The 15,017-nt window shown below is 70.1% G+C and carries 15 protein-coding genes and 1 tRNA gene; 5 read left to right on the top strand and 11 right to left on the bottom strand.

Annotation, left to right across the window (positions count from 1 at the left end; translation table 11 throughout):
• The first annotated feature begins 66 nt into the window (after window positions 1–66).
• The 3 genes from ABZT17_RS03625 to ABZT17_RS03615 are packed head-to-tail and all read left to right on the top strand — an operon-like array spanning window position 67 to window position 1,489.
• Window positions 67–891, top strand: a complete 825-nt coding sequence (locus tag ABZT17_RS03625; protein WP_356343211.1) for a trans-aconitate 2-methyltransferase — start codon at window positions 67–69, stop codon at window positions 889–891.
• Window positions 891–1,262, top strand: a complete 372-nt coding sequence (locus ABZT17_RS03620) for a VOC family protein (protein WP_356343209.1) — start codon at window positions 891–893, stop codon at window positions 1,260–1,262. Before ABZT17_RS03625 ends, ABZT17_RS03620 begins: the two co-directional genes overlap by 1 nt.
• 53 nt (window positions 1,263–1,315) lie before the next feature.
• Window positions 1,316–1,489, top strand: a complete 174-nt coding sequence (locus ABZT17_RS03615; protein ID WP_356343207.1) for a CsbD family protein — start codon at window positions 1,316–1,318, stop codon at window positions 1,487–1,489.
• 61 nt (window positions 1,490–1,550) lie between these two features.
• Here ABZT17_RS03615 and ABZT17_RS03610 read toward each other — a convergent pair whose 3' ends face one another.
• Both ABZT17_RS03610 and ABZT17_RS03605 read right to left on the bottom strand, forming a co-directional pair.
• Window positions 1,551–2,228, bottom strand: coding sequence for a TetR/AcrR family transcriptional regulator (locus ABZT17_RS03610; RefSeq protein WP_356343205.1), 678 nt, complete (start codon window positions 2,226–2,228; stop codon window positions 1,551–1,553).
• Window positions 2,225–3,232: a fatty acid desaturase gene (locus ABZT17_RS03605; RefSeq protein ID WP_356343203.1), complete on the bottom strand. Its 1,008-nt coding sequence runs from the start codon at window positions 3,230–3,232 to the stop codon at window positions 2,225–2,227. The genes ABZT17_RS03610 and ABZT17_RS03605 overlap by 4 nt, the downstream gene beginning before the upstream one ends.
• A 293-nt stretch (window positions 3,233–3,525) precedes the next feature.
• Here ABZT17_RS03605 and ppc point away from each other — a divergent pair, with 293 nt between their 5' ends.
• Entirely contained in the window at window positions 3,526–6,285 is a 2,760-nt protein-coding gene (ppc, locus tag ABZT17_RS03600; protein WP_356343200.1) for a phosphoenolpyruvate carboxylase, read from the top strand.
• A 125-nt stretch (window positions 6,286–6,410) separates the two neighbouring features.
• Here the strand turns inward: ppc and ABZT17_RS03595 are convergent, their stop codons facing one another.
• The 7 genes from ABZT17_RS03595 to ABZT17_RS03565 all read right to left on the bottom strand — a co-directional run bounded on the left by ABZT17_RS03595 (window position 6,411) and on the right by ABZT17_RS03565 (window position 11,962).
• Complete coding sequence (locus ABZT17_RS03595; protein ID WP_356343198.1) at window positions 6,411–7,106, bottom strand: LPXTG cell wall anchor domain-containing protein; 696 nt, start codon at window positions 7,104–7,106, stop codon at window positions 6,411–6,413.
• Window positions 7,107–7,241: 135 nt separating this feature from the next.
• Window positions 7,242–7,769, bottom strand: a complete 528-nt coding sequence (locus ABZT17_RS03590; RefSeq protein ID WP_356343196.1) for a hypothetical protein — start codon at window positions 7,767–7,769, stop codon at window positions 7,242–7,244.
• 52 nt (window positions 7,770–7,821) lie between these two features.
• Window positions 7,822–8,424, bottom strand: coding sequence for an aminoacyl-tRNA hydrolase (gene pth / locus ABZT17_RS03585; RefSeq protein WP_356343194.1), 603 nt, complete (start codon window positions 8,422–8,424; stop codon window positions 7,822–7,824).
• A gap of 96 nt (window positions 8,425–8,520) precedes the next feature.
• Window positions 8,521–9,117 (bottom strand): 50S ribosomal protein L25/general stress protein Ctc, encoded by a 597-nt coding sequence (locus ABZT17_RS03580; protein ID WP_356343192.1) that lies wholly within the window; start codon window positions 9,115–9,117, stop codon window positions 8,521–8,523.
• 150 nt (window positions 9,118–9,267) lie between these two features.
• On the bottom strand, window positions 9,268–10,248 hold the full coding sequence (locus ABZT17_RS03575; protein WP_356343190.1) for a ribose-phosphate diphosphokinase: 981 nt from the start codon (window positions 10,246–10,248) through the stop codon (window positions 9,268–9,270).
• A gap of 75 nt (window positions 10,249–10,323) precedes the next feature.
• Entirely contained in the window at window positions 10,324–11,772 is a 1,449-nt protein-coding gene (gene glmU / locus ABZT17_RS03570; protein ID WP_356343188.1) for a bifunctional UDP-N-acetylglucosamine diphosphorylase/glucosamine-1-phosphate N-acetyltransferase GlmU, read from the bottom strand.
• Between the two features lie 115 nt (window positions 11,773–11,887).
• A tRNA-Gln gene (locus tag ABZT17_RS03565) sits at window positions 11,888–11,962 on the bottom strand.
• Between the two features lie 285 nt (window positions 11,963–12,247).
• On the opposite strand from ABZT17_RS03565, the gene ABZT17_RS03560 reads away from it, so the two are divergent.
• Window positions 12,248–13,552: a histidine kinase gene (locus tag ABZT17_RS03560; protein ID WP_356343186.1), complete on the top strand. Its 1,305-nt coding sequence runs from the start codon at window positions 12,248–12,250 to the stop codon at window positions 13,550–13,552.
• A 198-nt stretch (window positions 13,553–13,750) separates the two neighbouring features.
• On the opposite strand, the gene ABZT17_RS03555 is transcribed toward ABZT17_RS03560, so the two are convergent.
• A complete protein-coding gene (locus tag ABZT17_RS03555) occupies window positions 13,751–14,245 on the bottom strand; it encodes an SUKH-3 domain-containing protein (RefSeq protein WP_356343184.1) in 495 nt (164 codons plus the stop codon).
• A 95-nt stretch (window positions 14,246–14,340) separates the two neighbouring features.
• Window positions 14,341–14,889 carry a YwqJ-related putative deaminase gene (locus ABZT17_RS03550; protein WP_356343182.1) on the bottom strand — a complete coding sequence of 183 codons (549 nt, stop codon included), beginning with the start codon at window positions 14,887–14,889 and terminating at the stop codon, window positions 14,341–14,343.
• Window positions 14,890–15,017 lie beyond the last annotated feature (128 nt).

Raw genomic sequence — 15,017 nt, 5'->3', positions numbered from 1 at the left:
CGATGTGAAGTCTCTTGATGTCGAGTCTCTTGACATCAAGAGAGCTGGGTGGGGAAGGTGGTCCTCATGAACGCCGCCATGAACGCGCCCGCCTGGGACCCCGCCCAGTACCTCCGCCACGCCGGTCACCGCGCCCGCCCCTTCGTCGACCTCCTCGCCCGCGTCCCGGACCCGCCCGGCGCCGCCCCGCGGATCGCCGACCTCGGCTGCGGCCCCGGCAATGTCACCGTCCTCCTCGCCGACCGCTGGCCCGCCGCCCGTGTCACCGGCTACGACAACTCGACCGAGATGCTCGACCGGGCGCACGTCGAGCACGCGGGCCCCACCCCGGGCGGCGGCCGCCTCGACTTCGCCCACGCGGACGTACGGACCTGGACGCCCGGGACGCCGTACGACCTGATCGTCAGCAATGCCACCCTGCAGTGGGTCCCCGGGCACGCCGAGCGGTTCGGGGAATGGATCGCGGGGCTGGTCCCCGGCGGCACCTTCGCCTTCCAGGTGCCCGGCAACTTCTCCGCCCCCAGCCACCGGCTGATGCGCGAGATCGCCCATTCCGCCCGCTGGAGGGACCGCCTCGCCGAGACCCTCCGGCACGACGACGCGGTGCTGGAGCCGGCCGAGTACCTTCAGCGCCTCACCGCCCTCGGCTGCGAGGCGGACGTGTGGGAGACGACGTACCAGCATCTGCTCCACGGGGAGGATCCCGTGCTGGACTGGGTGAAGGGGACGGGGCTGCGGCCCGTCCTCACCGCGCTCGCCGACGACCCCGGGGCCCGGGAGGCGTTCCTCGCGGAGTACCGGGCCGCGCTGCGGGAGGCCTATCCGGCGACCGCCCACGGCACGCCCTTCCCGTTCCGCCGGATCTTCGCCGTGGCGCGGAAGGGGGCGTGATGCTGGTCGCCGTCGATCATGTGCAGCTCGCCGCGCCGGCCGGGTCGGAGGAGCTGCTGCGGGCCTACTACGTCGACGTGCTCGGCATGACCGAGATCCCCAAGCCGCCGGCACTCGCCGTGCGCGGAGGCTGCTGGTTCGAGGCGGGCGGCGTCCAGCTGCATCTGGGGATCGAGGAACCCTTCCGGCCCGCGAGGAAGGCCCATCCGGGGCTGCGGGTCAGGGACATCGGGGCGTACGCCGAACGGCTGGAGGCGCGGGGCGCGAGGGTGCTCTGGGACCACGACCTGCCCGGACACCGGCGCTTCTACTCCGAGGACCCGGTGGGCAACCGGCTGGAGTTCCTCGAAGGCGTTTGTGCCGCGCCCTGACGGCTACTCGCGGTGGCGACACCGCAGTCCGATCGCGCAGGGAGTGAGCGACGGTGGCGAAGGAACAGAAGGCCAAGGGCAAGAAGGAACAGGTCAAGGGCAAGGCCAAGGAAGCGATGGGGCGTGCCGTCGGCAACGAGCGGATGGAAGCCGAGGGCCGGCTCGGGCAGTCCAAGGGCGACGCCCGTCAGGCCAAGGAGAAGGCCAAGGACACGTTCAAGCACTGACCAGCAGTGATCCGCGTCTGATCACGCATCCGCATCCGCATCCGCACGGGCACCGGGGGACTCAGCTCTTCCGGTGCCCTATCAGCCGTGGCTTCTGCTCCAGGCCGTCCAGCCCGTGCCACGCCAGATTGACCAGGTGGGCCGCGACCTCCGCCTTCTTCGGGCGGCGCACGTCCAGCCACCACTGACCGGTCAGCGCGACCATGCCGACCAGGGCCTGCGCGTACAGCGGGGCGAGCTTGGGGTCGAAGCCGCGGCTCTTGAACTCACGGCCCAGGATGTCCTCCACCTGGGTGGCGATGTCCGAGATCAGCGAGGCGAAGGTCCCCGTGGACTGGGGGATGGGCGAGTCACGGACCAGGATGCGGAAGCCGTCCGTGTACTCCTCGATGTAGTCGAGCAGCGCGAACGCGGCCTGCTCGCACAGCTCCCGCGGATGCCCGGCGGTCAGAGAGCTGGTCACCATGTCCAGCAGCCGCCGCATCTCACGGTCCACCACGACCGCGTACAGGCCCTCCTTGCCGCCGAAGTGCTCGTACACCACCGGCTTGGACACCCCGGCCTTCGCCGCGATCTCCTCCACCGACGTGCCCTCGAAGCCCTTGGCGGCGAAGAGGGTGCGGCCGATCTCCAGCAGCTGCTGACGGCGCTCGGCACCGGTCATACGGGTCCGCCGCGCTCGCCGCGGTTTGTCGGTGCTCTCGGTGCTGCTCGGATCGGTCGCCACGGCGTCAATCATGCCGCCTCGGCTGTCTCCTTCCGGCTGCGAGAGCCGTCTTCCCCGGTGTTCCGGCGCGAATCGATACGCGAGCGTGACGGCCAGCGGACGTCGTACGCCCAGCCGAACGCCTCGAACCAGCGGATGAGCCGGGCGGAGGAGTCCACCTGGCCGCGCATCACGCCGTGGCGCGCGGAGGTCGGGTCGGCGTGGTGCAGGTTGTGCCAGGACTCGCCGCAGGACAGGACGGCCAGCCACCACACGTTGCCGGAACGGTCGCGGGACTTGAAGGGCCGCTTGCCGACCGCGTGGCAGATCGAGTTGATCGACCAGGTCACGTGGTGCAGCAGGGCCACCCGGACGAGTGATCCCCAGAAGAACGCGGTGAACGCGCCCCACCAGGACATGGTGACCAGGCCGCCGATCAGCGGGGGCAGGGCCAGCGAGAGCATCGTCCAGTAGATGAACTGACGGGAGATCGCACGGATCGCCGGGTCCTTGATCAGATCCGGCGCGTACTTGTCCTGCGGCGTCTGCTCCTCGTCGAACATCCAGCCGATGTGCGCCCACCACAGGCCCTTCATCAGCGCCGGGAGCGTCTCCCCGAAACGCCACGGGGAGTGCGGGTCGCCCTCCGCGTCCGAGAACTTGTGGTGCTTGCGGTGGTCCGCCACCCAGCGGACCAGCGGGCCCTCGACGGCCATCGACCCCATGATCGCCAGGGCGATCCGCAGGGGCCGCTTGGCCTTGAAGGAGCCATGGGTGAAATAGCGGTGGAAACCGATCGTGATGCCGTGACAGCCGAGGTAGTAGAAGAAGACCAGCAGACCGAGGTCGAGCCAGCTCACCCCCCAGCCCCACGCCAGCGGCACCGCCGTGAGGAGCGCGAGGAACGGAACGGTGATGAACAGCAGCAGCGTGATCTGCTCGATCGACCGCTTCTGCTCACCGCCCAGCGTGGCCGAGGGAGTCGGGGTGTCGGTCGCCTTCGGGGCGTCGTCGATCACATCGGAGCTCGTGGTCATGGGCGTCCCCTGTGGGGTCGAGGGTTGTGAGAGAGGCCGGGTCGTCGGAACACCGCACCTGTTCCTACGGTTCCGTAACCTACGGCATCGTAAGTATGGCAGTGCGTCGCCCGGCGGCAAGAGCCCGAGAGTCTGCGCGTCCGCATGGACACCTATCCTTGGAGTCGGTCGGACAGCGCGGTCCGCTCTGATTCCTTCCCGGAAGATCAGGGCCGTATGCGGCAGCCGCCGCGCGGCCCGGTCTGCCGGGTTCCCCTCCCGGACGAGCTTCAACACTGCAAGGAGCCGCACCTGTGAGCAGTGCCGACGACCTGACCACGAGCGCCGCCTCGGCCAACAGCGAACTGCGCGCCGACATCCGCCGGCTGGGTGACCTCCTGGGCGAGACCCTCGTCCGCCAGGAGGGCCCCGAGCTGCTGGAACTCGTCGAGAAGGTCCGCCGACTCACCCGCGAGGACGGAGAGGCCGCCGCCGAGCTGCTGCGCGGCACCGACCTCACCACCGCGGCCAAGCTGGTCCGCGCCTTCTCCACCTACTTCCATCTCGCCAACGTCACCGAGCAGGTCCACCGCGGCCGCGAACTGCGTGCCCGGCGCGCCGCCGAGGGCGGCCTGCTCGCCCGCACCGCCGACCGCCTCAAGGACGCCGACCCCGAACACCTGCGCGAGACGGTCGCCCACCTCAATGTTCGCCCGGTGTTCACGGCGCACCCCACGGAGGCCGCGCGCCGCTCGGTCCTCAACAAGCTCCGGCGCATCGCCGCGCTCCTGGAGACCCCGGTCATCGAGTCCGACCGCCGCCGCCACGACACACGGCTGGCCGAGAACATCGACCTGGTCTGGCAGACCGACGAACTGCGCGTGGTCCGCCCGGAACCGGCCGACGAGGCCCGCAACGCCATCTACTACCTGGACGAACTGCACGCGGGCGCCGTCGGTGACGTCCTGGAGGACCTTACGGCCGAGCTGGAGCGGGTCGGCGTGAAGCTGCCCGACCACACCCGCCCGCTCACCTTCGGCACCTGGATCGGCGGCGACCGCGACGGCAACCCGAACGTCACCCCCCAGGTCACCTGGGACGTCCTGATCCTCCAGCACGAGCACGGCATCAACGACGCCCTGGAGATGATCGACGAGCTGCGCGGCTTCCTCTCCAACTCCATCCGCTACACCGGCGCCACCCAGGAACTCCTCGACTCCCTCCAGACCGACCTCGACCGCCTCCCCGAGATCAGCCCCCGCTACAAGCGGCTGAACGCCGAGGAGCCGTACCGCCTCAAGGCCACCTGCATCCGGCAGAAGCTGGAGAACACCAAGCAGCGCCTGGCCAGAGGCATCCCGCACCGGGACGGCCACGACTACCTCGGCACCGCCGAACTGCTGGCCGACCTCACCCTCATCCAGACCTCCCTGCGCGAACACCGCGGCGGCCTCTTCGCCGACGGCCGTCTGGACCGCACCATCCGCACCCTGGCCGCCTTCGGCCTCCAGCTGGCGACGATGGACGTACGCGAACACGCCGACGCCCACCACCATGCCCTCGGCCAGCTCTTCGACCGCCTCGGCGAGGAGTCCTGGCGCTACGTCGACATGCCCCGCGAGTACCGCTCCCGGCTGCTCGCCAAGGAGCTGCGCTCCCGCCGCCCGCTCGCGCCCACCCCGGCGCCCGTCGACGCGGCCGGCGCCAAGACCCTCGGCGTGTTCGAGACGGTCAAGCGGGCCCTCACGGTCTTCGGCCCCGAGGTCATCGAGTCCTACATCATCTCCATGTGCCAGGGCGCCGACGACGTCTTCGCCGCCGCCGTCCTCGCCCGCGAGGCCGGTCTCATCGACCTGCACGCCGGCTGGGCCAAGATCGGCATCGTGCCGCTCCTGGAGACCACCGACGAGCTCAAGGCCGCCGACACCATCCTGGAGGACATGCTCTCCGACCCGTCGTACCGCCGTCTGGTGGCACTGCGCGGAGATGTCCAGGAGGTCATGCTCGGCTACTCCGACTCCTCCAAGTTCGGCGGCATCACCACCTCCCAGTGGGAGATCCACCGCGCCCAGCGCCGCCTGCGCGACGTCGCCCACCGGTACGGGGTACGACTGCGGCTGTTCCACGGCCGCGGCGGCACCGTCGGCCGCGGCGGCGGCCCCTCCCACGACGCGATCCTCGCCCAGCCCTGGGGCACCCTGGAGGGCGAGATCAAGGTGACCGAGCAGGGCGAGGTCATCTCCGACAAGTACCTGGTGCCGTCCCTGGCCCGGGAGAACCTCGAACTGACCGTCGCCGCCACACTCCAGGCCTCCGCCCTGCACACCGCCCCCCGCCAGTCCACCGAGGCGCTCGCCCGCTGGGACGCCGCGATGGACGTCGTCTCCGACGCCGCGCACGCCCGCTACCGGTCCCTGGTCGAGGACCCGGACCTGCCGACGTACTTCCTCGCGTCGACACCGGTGGACCAGCTCGCCGACCTGCACCTCGGCTCCCGGCCCTCCCGCCGCCCCGGCTCCGGAGTCTCGCTCGACGGACTGCGCGCCATCCCGTGGGTCTTCGGCTGGACCCAGTCCCGGCAGATCGTCCCCGGCTGGTTCGGCGTCGGCTCCGGACTCAAGGCGCTGCGCGAGGCGGGCCTCACCGCGACCTTGGGCGGAGAGGGCGTGCTCGACGAGATGCACGAACAGTGGCACTTCTTCCGCAACTTCATCTCCAACGTCGAGATGACCCTCGCCAAGACCGACCTGCGCATCGCCGCGCACTACGTCGACACCCTCGTACCGGACGAGCTCAAGCACGTCTTCGAGACCATCAGGGCCGAGCACGAGCTGACCGTGCGCGAGGTGCTCCGGATCACCGGCGAGTCCGAACTCCTCGACGCCGCCCCGGTGCTGAAGCAGACGTTCAGCATCCGCGACGCCTACCTGGACCCGATCTCCTACCTCCAGGTGACCCTGCTCAAGCGCCAGCGCGACGCGGCGGCGGCAGGCCAGGACCCCGACCCGCTCCTGTCCCGCGCCCTGCTCCTCACCGTCAACGGCGTGGCGGCGGGCCTGCGCAACACCGGCTGAACCACCCGCACACAGGGGTGCCACCCACACAGGGGTGCCCCCGAGCTTCGTACGAGCTCGGGGGCACCCTTGTTCCGCTTCCGCGTACTTCCGAGTGTCTTTCCTCTACGGCTCCGACCGGTACGTCAGGCCCGGCGCCGCCGCACCACCAGGTAGCCGCCGGCCGCCAGCAGCGCCGCCGCGAGACCCGAGAGCAGGCCGACCGGCGCGCCGTTGCCGGTCTCCGCGAGGTCACCCGTGCCGCCGCCCTGCGCGGACGGCGACGAGGGCGCCGAGACGGTCCCGGAGGACGACGAGCTCGGCGAGGCGGAGGCCCCGGCCGAGGGCGACGCCGAGGTGGAGGCGGACGGGGAGCCGGGGGCGGAGGCCGGGGCGGACGACGGCGCCGACGTCGAGCCGCCGCCGCTCTCGTCCTCGCAGTCCGTCCAGAACACCTTGTGCTTGGCGGCGCCGTTCTCCCCGTCGAAGTTCCAGAACAACTTGTAGTGGCCGTCCGGCAGCGACAGGTCCTCCGTGCGGCCGTGGCCCCGGGCGTCCAGGACGATGGCACCGGTCCTCACCGTCGCGCCCTTGGTGGCGCCGGTCGGGGCCCAGGCCTCGATGTGCCAGTCGACCTGCTGGACGGCGTCGAAACCGAAGGCGTCCAGGTAGAACGTGCAGACGTGCGGCTCGTTCTGCTTCAGGGCCTCGCCGGTCCCGGCGTCGTGGATCTTCACGGTCCCGTTGTCTCCGGGAGCGGTGGCATGGGCGGCGACGGGCGCGGCGAACAGCGCGGCCGCGGCGACGGCGGACAGGGCGCCGGCACGGGTCAGGGTACGCATGGGGCAAATCCATCTTCGAGTTACGGACGGGAAGATGTGGAGGGGGCGGCTCAGCATCCATCCGCGCTGACCGAAGGTCAATCACGAACAGGCAACGCTCAGTTCCTCCACAGAAAAGGAGAACGCCCGCAGCCCTCAGATCGTCACGAACGCCGCCGTGAGCAGCGCGAACCCCGACCCCGCCAGCACCCAGGCCATCCGCGTCCGCCGCAGCCCGCCCGCGACCACCACCGACGCCAGCAGCAGCGCACCGCCCAACGGCACCCACGAGTACAGGACTCCGGCCGGCCCCGACCGCAGCACTTCATCCGTCCCGGGCTTCACCACCACCGTGTACGTCCGCCCCTTCCGCACCGCGACCGTCTTCTCCAGGACGACCTTCCCGCGCGCCCGCGCCCCCTGCGAAACGGGCGTGAAAGGGCCCGAGCAGATCTCCCCGGAGCACGACGTCACCTCCACCGTGCCCTTCTCCCGGCCCTTGGTGAGCATCACGTACGGCGCGGTCCTCCACGACCCCCACACCCCGGCGACCAGGATCACCACCGCGACCGCGCCCATCACCGCGAGCCGGCCGAACCGCAGAGCGGCGGCCGACGCCGGACGGGCGGCCGGTCGGGCGGCCCGACGGGACTTGGCGGCTGTGGCAGGCATGGCCGGGATCATTGGCCATGCCCCCGCGAACGGTCAACTCCGGCCCGTCCCCACGGGGGACAAGTCAGGAGTTGTACGTGCTTTGCGCCCGCTCCAGCCCGTCGACGACCAGCGACTCCACCGCGTCCGCCGCCCGGTCCACGAAGTAGTCCAGCTCCTTGCGCTCGGCGGAGGAGAAGTCCTTCAGCACGAAGTCGGCCACCTGCATACGCCCCGGCGGCCGTCCGATCCCGAACCGCACCCGGTGATAGTCCGCGCCGAACGCCTTCGTCATCGACTTCAGCCCGTTGTGCCCGTTGTCCCCGCCACCGAGCTTGAGCCGCAGGACGCCGTAGTCGATGTCCAGCTCGTCGTGGACGGCGACGACGTTGGCCACGGGCACCTTGTAGAAGTCCTTCAGCGCGTTGACCGGACCGCCCGACAGGTTCATGTACGACATCGGCTTGGCGAGGATCACCCGGCGGCCCACCGGCCCCGGCGGCCCGATCCGTCCCTCGACGACCTGGGCCTGCGCCTTGCCCGCCCGCTTGAACCTCCCCCCGATCCGCTCGGCCAGCAGATCGGCCACCATGAAACCGACGTTGTGCCGGTTCATCGCGTACTCCGGCCCGGGATTCCCCAGGCCGACGATCAGCCAGGGGGCGTTGTCAGGGGTGGTCACGTCCATGCCTCCTCGGCTGTGCCTCGCTGAAGGATGCCTCCCCCAGCAGCCAGCCGCTGCCCCCGGAGGGAACAGCGGCTGACAGAAAAGTGAGCGTCAGGCTCAGGCCTCGGCGACCTCTTCGCCGGCGGCCTCCTCGCCCTCCGCGGACTCCTCGGCCTGCGCGGCCAGGACCTGCAGCACGACGGCGTCCCCGTCGACGGCCAGCGTGGTGCCGTTCGGGAGCTTGATGTCCTTGGCGAGGATGGAGGCACCGGCCTCCAGACCCTCGACGGACACCGTGACGGCCTCGGGGATGTGGGTGGCCTCGGCCTCGACCGGCAGCGCGTTCAGGACGTGCTCCAGCAGGTTGCCGCCGGCGGCCAGCTCGCCCTCGGTGTGCACCGGGATCTCGACCGTGACCTTCTCGCCCCGCTTGACCAGCAGCAGGTCGACGTGCTCCAGGAAGCCCTTGATCGGGTCACGCTGCACGGACTTCGGGATCGCCAGCTCGTTGGTCTTGCCGTCGATGTCCAGGGAGATCAGGACGTTCGGCGTACGCAGCGCGAGCAGCAGGTCGTGGCCCGGGAGGGTCAGGTGCAGCGGGTCCGAACCGTGACCGTAGAGAACACCGGGAACCTTGGAGTCACGACGGATACGACGGGCGGCACCCTTGCCGAACTCGGAACGGGTCTCGGCGGAGATCTTTACCTCGGACATGATCACTCCTCGTAGAGGTAGACACGGACGTGGTCACCCGGCCACGAACGGCCTGCTACGAAGAGCGCGTCGATAACGGAGGCGTGGCCTCCCTCGCCGAGCAACTTGGACAGTCTACTCACCGAGGAAGGCCACGGAAAAATCGATCACTCACTGCTCGTCGAACAGGCTCGTCACCGAACCGTCCTCGAACACCTCACGCACCGCACTCGCGATCGTCGGCGCGATGGACAGGACGGTGATCTTGTCCAGGTCGCTGCCCAGCTCACCCGGCGTCGGCAGCGTGTTGGTGAAGACGAACTCACTCACCCGGGAGTTCTTCAGCCGGTCGGCCGCAGGACCGGACAGCACACCGTGCGTCGCCGTCACGATGACGTCCTCCGCGCCGTGCGCGAACAGGGCGTCCGCGGCGGCGCAGATCGTGCCACCCGTGTCGATCATGTCGTCGACCAGCACACACACCCGGCCCTTGACCTCGCCCACGACCTCATGGACGGTCACCTGGTTCGCCACGTCCTTGTCGCGCCTCTTGTGCACGATCGCCAGCGGCGCACCCAGCCGGTCGCACCAGCGGTCCGCCACCCGGACCCGGCCGGCGTCCGGCGAGACCACCGTCAGCTTGTTCCGGTCGACCTTCCGCCCCACGTAGTCCGCGAGCAGCGGAAGCGCGAAGAGATGGTCCACCGGACCGTCGAAGAAGCCCTGGATCTGATCCGTGTGCAGATCCACGGTCAGAATGCGGTCCGCACCCGCCGTCTTCATCAGATCGGCGATCAGCCGGGCCGAGATCGGCTCACGGCCACGGTGCTTCTTGTCCTGGCGGGCATAGCCGTAGAACGGCACGATCACGGTGATGGAGCGCGCCGAGGCCCTCTTCAGGGCGTCGATCATGATGAGCTGCTCCATGATCCACTGGTTGATCGGAGCCGTGTGGCTCTGGATCACGAAGCAGTCGGCACCACGAGCCGACTCCTGGTAACGGACATAGATCTCGCCGTTGGCGAAGTCGAAGGACTTCGTCGGGACGACCCCGACACCCAGCTGCTGGGCGACCTCCTCGGCAAGCTCGGGGTGGGCGCGGCCGGAGAAGAACATCATCTTCTTCTCGCCGGTCGTCTTGATCCCGGTCACAGCTGTCTCCTCAGAGGTGTCTCAACTGGGTGTGCACTTATCACGGTACGCCGACTTCGTCGCACTCGTTTCCGGTCAGTCCTCGCCCTCGACCTGCCGAGACGCCGCCTCGGCCGCCTTCGCCGCCGCGCTCCCCGGGCGCTTGCGAGCCACCCAACCCTCGATATTCCGCTGCTGACCACGGGCCACGGCCAGCGAACCGGGCGGTACGTCCTTCGTGATCACGGACCCGGCGGCGGTGTACGCACCGTCCCCGACCGTGACAGGCGCCACAAACATATTGTCCGAGCCGGTACGGCAGTGCGAGCCGACGGTGGTGTGGTGTTTCTCCTGCCCGTCGTAGTTCACGAACACGCTGGCCGCACCGATGTTGGTGTGGTCGCCGATGGTCGCGTCACCGACATAGGAGAGATGCGGGACCTTGGTCCCCTCGCCGATGGCGGCGTTCTTCGTCTCCACATACGTACCGATCTTGCCCTTCGCACCGAGACGAGTGCCGGGCCGGAGATAGGCGTACGGCCCCACCGTCGCGTCCGGCCCCACCTCGGCACCGTCGGCCACCGTGTTGTCGACCCGGGCGCGCGCGCCGACCCTCGTGTCCTTCAGACGGCAGTTGGGGCCGACCTCCGCGCCCTCCCCGAGATGCGTCGAACCGTGCAGCTGGGTGCCCGGGTGGACGATCGCGTCCTGCTCGAAGGTGACGGTGACATCGACCCAGGTCGTCGCCGGATCGATCACCGTCACACCGCCCAGCATGGCGCGGGTGAGCAGCAGGTCGTTGAGGATACGGCGGGCCTCGCTCAGCTGCACACGGTTGTTGATCCCGGCGATCTCACGGAAGTCGGACGCCACCGAGGCCCCCACCCGATGCCCGGCCTCCCGCAGGATCCCCAGGACGTCGGTGAGGTACTCCTCACCCTGGCTGTTGTCCGTCCGCACCTTCTTCAGCGCCTCGGCGAGCAGCTCCCCGTCGAAGGCGAACACACCGGAGTTGATCTCCCGGATGGCCCGCTGGGCGTCGGTGGCGTCCTTGTGCTCGACGATCTCGGTGACGGCGCCGCTGTCGCCGTCCCGCACGATCCGCCCGTACCCGGTCGCGTCCGGGACCTCCGCGGTCAGCACGGTCACGGCGTTGGCGTCCCCGGCGTGGGTCGCGGCGAGCTGTTTCAACGTCTCGCCGCCGAGCAGCGGGGTGTCTCCGCAGACGACCACGACGGTGCCGTCCACGCTGCCGCCGAGGGACTCCAGGGCGATGCGGACGGCGTGACCGGTGCCGTTCTGCTCGGCCTGTACGGCGGTCCGTACCTCGGGGTCGATCTCGGCGAGATGGGCGGTGACCTTCTCCCGGGCATGCCCCACGACGACGACGAGATTCTCGGGGTCCAACTCACGGGCGGCGGCGAGCACATGGCCCACGAGGCTGCGGCCGCAGATCTCGTGCAGGACCTTGGGTGTGGCCGACTTCATACGGGTGCCCTCACCCGCTGCGAGAACGACGACGGCTGCCGGGCGAATGGCGCTCACGGGGTTGCCCTTCGGCTTTGGATGCGTGGGGAGTGGACATCCGCAGGATACCGGGGCGTTTCGAGGGGGACATGGGAGCGGGCCCCGACAGTGCTGTCGGGGCCCGCATCGCGTATGGCTCCCCCGCCAGGACTCGAACCCGGACAGATGGCACCAAAAGCCACAGTGCTGCCAATTACACCACGGGGGAATATTTCGGCTGAACCGGACGATTGGTCAGGTCGCCGAGTGGCGGCTCCTACTATGCCGTACCAGGCGCCCTCGATGCGACGGTACAGATCGGCGCTCCGTAGGACGCTGATTTGTCATGGGCGCACAGTCCATCGGAATCCGATCTTCCGGTGTCGAACGGTGAGCGATTCAGCAGTTCGAGGTATATCGGCCTGTTTCGTGCGGGGGAAGCCACGGAATGTGGTGTAGGCCAGTCCCGGAAACTCACCGGAAAACCCGTCGCGAACGCCCTTAGGCTGGAGGCATGACCGCGACGGGGGAAGACCGCACCACGGGCCGGGGAGGGCCGTGGTGGTGGGTCAGGTGGCGTAGTGCGGCGTTGGACATCGGCCTGACGGTGGCGTCCGCGTTGGAGTGTGCGTTCGAGGGGGTCCACTTCGCGCGGGACGCGGGGATCCCGTTGGCCGCGGGTGTCGTGTTCGGAGTCCTGGCCGGTTCCGCGCTGCTGGTGCGGCGGCAGTGGCCCATCGCCGTGGTGCTGGTGTCGATCGCGATCACGCCGGCCCAGATGGGCTATCTCATGGGCATCGTCGGCCTGTACACCCTGGCCGCCTCCGAACTGCCCCGTCGCATCATCGGCTCGCTGGCCGGTATGTCCTTCGTCGGCATGCTGATCGTGATGTTCGTGCGGGTCCGCCAGGACATGGCGCACGGCGACTGGAAGCTCGGCGACTGGTTCGTCCCCTTCGCCGCGATCACGATCGCCATCGGCATGATCGCGCCGCCCCTGCTGCTCGGCCTGTACATGGGTGCCCGGCGCCGGCTCCTGGAAAGCCTCAGGGAGCGTGCGGACAGTCTGGAGCGGGAGTTGCAGCTGCTCGCCGAGCGGGCGGAGGAGCGTGCCGAGTGGGCGCGGAACGAGGAGCGGACGCGGATCGCGCGCGAGATGCACGACGTCGTCGCCCATCGGGTGAGCCTGATGGTCGTCCATGCCGCCGCGCTCCAGGTCGTCGCCCGGAAGGACCCCGAGAAGGCCGTGAAGAACGCCGCCCTTGTGGGGGACATGGGACGGCAGGCGTTGACCGAGCTGCGGGAGATGCTGGGCGTCCTGCGCAGCGGGGACGGGATACGGCGGGCGGAGCGTCCGGTGCCGCTCGCGGCGGTGGGGGTGGCGGCGGCCGTCGCGGCCTCGAAGGCCGTGGTGGAGGGTGAGGGGCCCTGGCTCTCCGAGCTGGAGGAGCTCATCGGGCAGTCGGCGGCCGCGGGGATGGTCGTGGACCTGTCGGTGGAGGGCGAGACGCGGTCGTACACCGCGCAGATCGAGCAGACCGCCTACCGGGTGGTGCAGGAAGCCCTGACGAACGTGCACAAGCACGCGGCCGGGGCCAAGACGCATGTGCGGGTCGCGCATCGGGTGGCGGAGATCGCGATGCAGGTCGAGAACGAGCCGCCGCCCGAGGTGGCCTCGGCGTCCTCGGCCGGGTTGCCCTCGGGGGGCAACGGCCTGGTGGGGATGAAGGAACGTGTCACCGGCCTGGGCGGGGTCTTCGTCTCCGGCCCGACGGACGCGGGCGGTTTCCGGGTGTCGGCGGTGATTCCGGCGGTCTGAGCGGACGCGGTGGCGCCGGCGGAGCGGGCTGTCCGCGGTCGGTTCTGGCGCCGGCGGAGTGGGCTGTCCGTGGTCGGTTCTGGCGCCGGCGGAGCGGGCTGTCCGCGGTCGGTTCCGGTGGTGGCCGAGCGGGCTGTCCGTGGTCGGTTCTGCACGCTGTCCGTGGTGATTCCGGTCGGGTGCGTCGGTCCGTGGTGTTCAGCCCGCGGTGAGGCGTACCGGTTCGATGCCCGCGACGAGGCCGGCGAGGGCCTGGTCGATGTCGGGGCCGAGGTACCAGTCGCCGGTGTGGTCGAGGGCGTAGACACGGCCCTCGGTGTCGATGGCGAGGAGTGCCTCGGTGTCGGTCTCGGTGCCGAGTGGGCTGACTTCGGTGTCGAGGGCGCGGCCGAGGTCGCCGAGGGTGCGGGCCAGATGGAGGCCGTGCAGCGGGTCGAGGTGCAGGGCGGCGGGGGCGACCTGGCGGCCGGGACCGGTGGGTGTGATGTGCAGGCCGCCGAACTCCGCCCAGGCCTCTACGGCGGCGGGGAAGACGGCGTGCCGGTGGCCGGCGGGAGATTCGTGCTCGCGCAGGGCGTCGGCCCAGATCTCGGCCTGCTTTATGTCCCAGCGTCCGGGTTGCCAGCCGGCGGCGCGCAGGGCGGCGTCGACGGGTACGGGGAAGCGCGTGGTCGAGGTGCGGTCGGGGTGCATCTGCCCTTCGATCGTCGAGTTCGCTGACGTGGTGCGGTGGTGCGGTGGTTCTGTGATGTCGTGACGCGGTGGTGCTGGTGGGGGTGGGGTGGGGGTCAGCCGTCTGCCGCCGCCGGGTCGACGATGCGTACGCCGAAGTGGGCGCTGAGGGCCGTGCAGGCGCGGCAGGGCGTGGCGAAGCTGCCGTGCAGGGGGTCGCCGTCCTCGCGGATGCGCCGGGCGGTGAGCTTGGCCTGCTTGAGGGCCTTGCGTGCCTCGCCGTTGGTCATGGGTTTGCGGGCGGCGCGTTTGCTGCGGGCGGCGTCCGCGAAGGCTATGTGCCGGGAGATGAGGATCGTCTCGGCGCAGCGGCCGGTGAACCGGTCGCGCTGGGCGCTGGTGAGCGTGTCCAGGAAGTCCTGGACGAGGGGGTGCAGCGCGGGGGCTTCCTCGCCGCGGGCGGCGGTGCCGGTGAGGGTGGCGCCGCGGACGGAGAGGGCGGCGGCGACGGTGGGGAGTATGCCGTCGCGGCGGTGGCGCAGGGCGGGAGCGTGCGTGGTCCCGGTGGCGCTCCAGCCGATGCGGGGGTCGCCCGCGCCACCCGTGTGCGGTGCCATGTGCGGTGCCGTGTGCGGTCCCGTCTGCGTCGCGTTCATGATCGTCATCCCCTCCCGAGCATCCCCCGGAGGAGACAGAGTGCCAAACTCCGTTGCTGGTGCGGAAGCTGGGGCAGTGCGACACGCCCGGGTTTGGGCGGTCCGTGAGGGCGGGGTGACGGCTGGTCACGGAAGCG

Origin of the sequence: Streptomyces sp. NPDC005648, from assembly GCF_040605395.1 — a bacterium.
Classification (GTDB): Bacteria; Actinomycetota; Actinomycetes; order Streptomycetales; family Streptomycetaceae; genus Streptomyces.
This window is presented reverse-complemented; position numbering and strand designations above follow the sequence as displayed.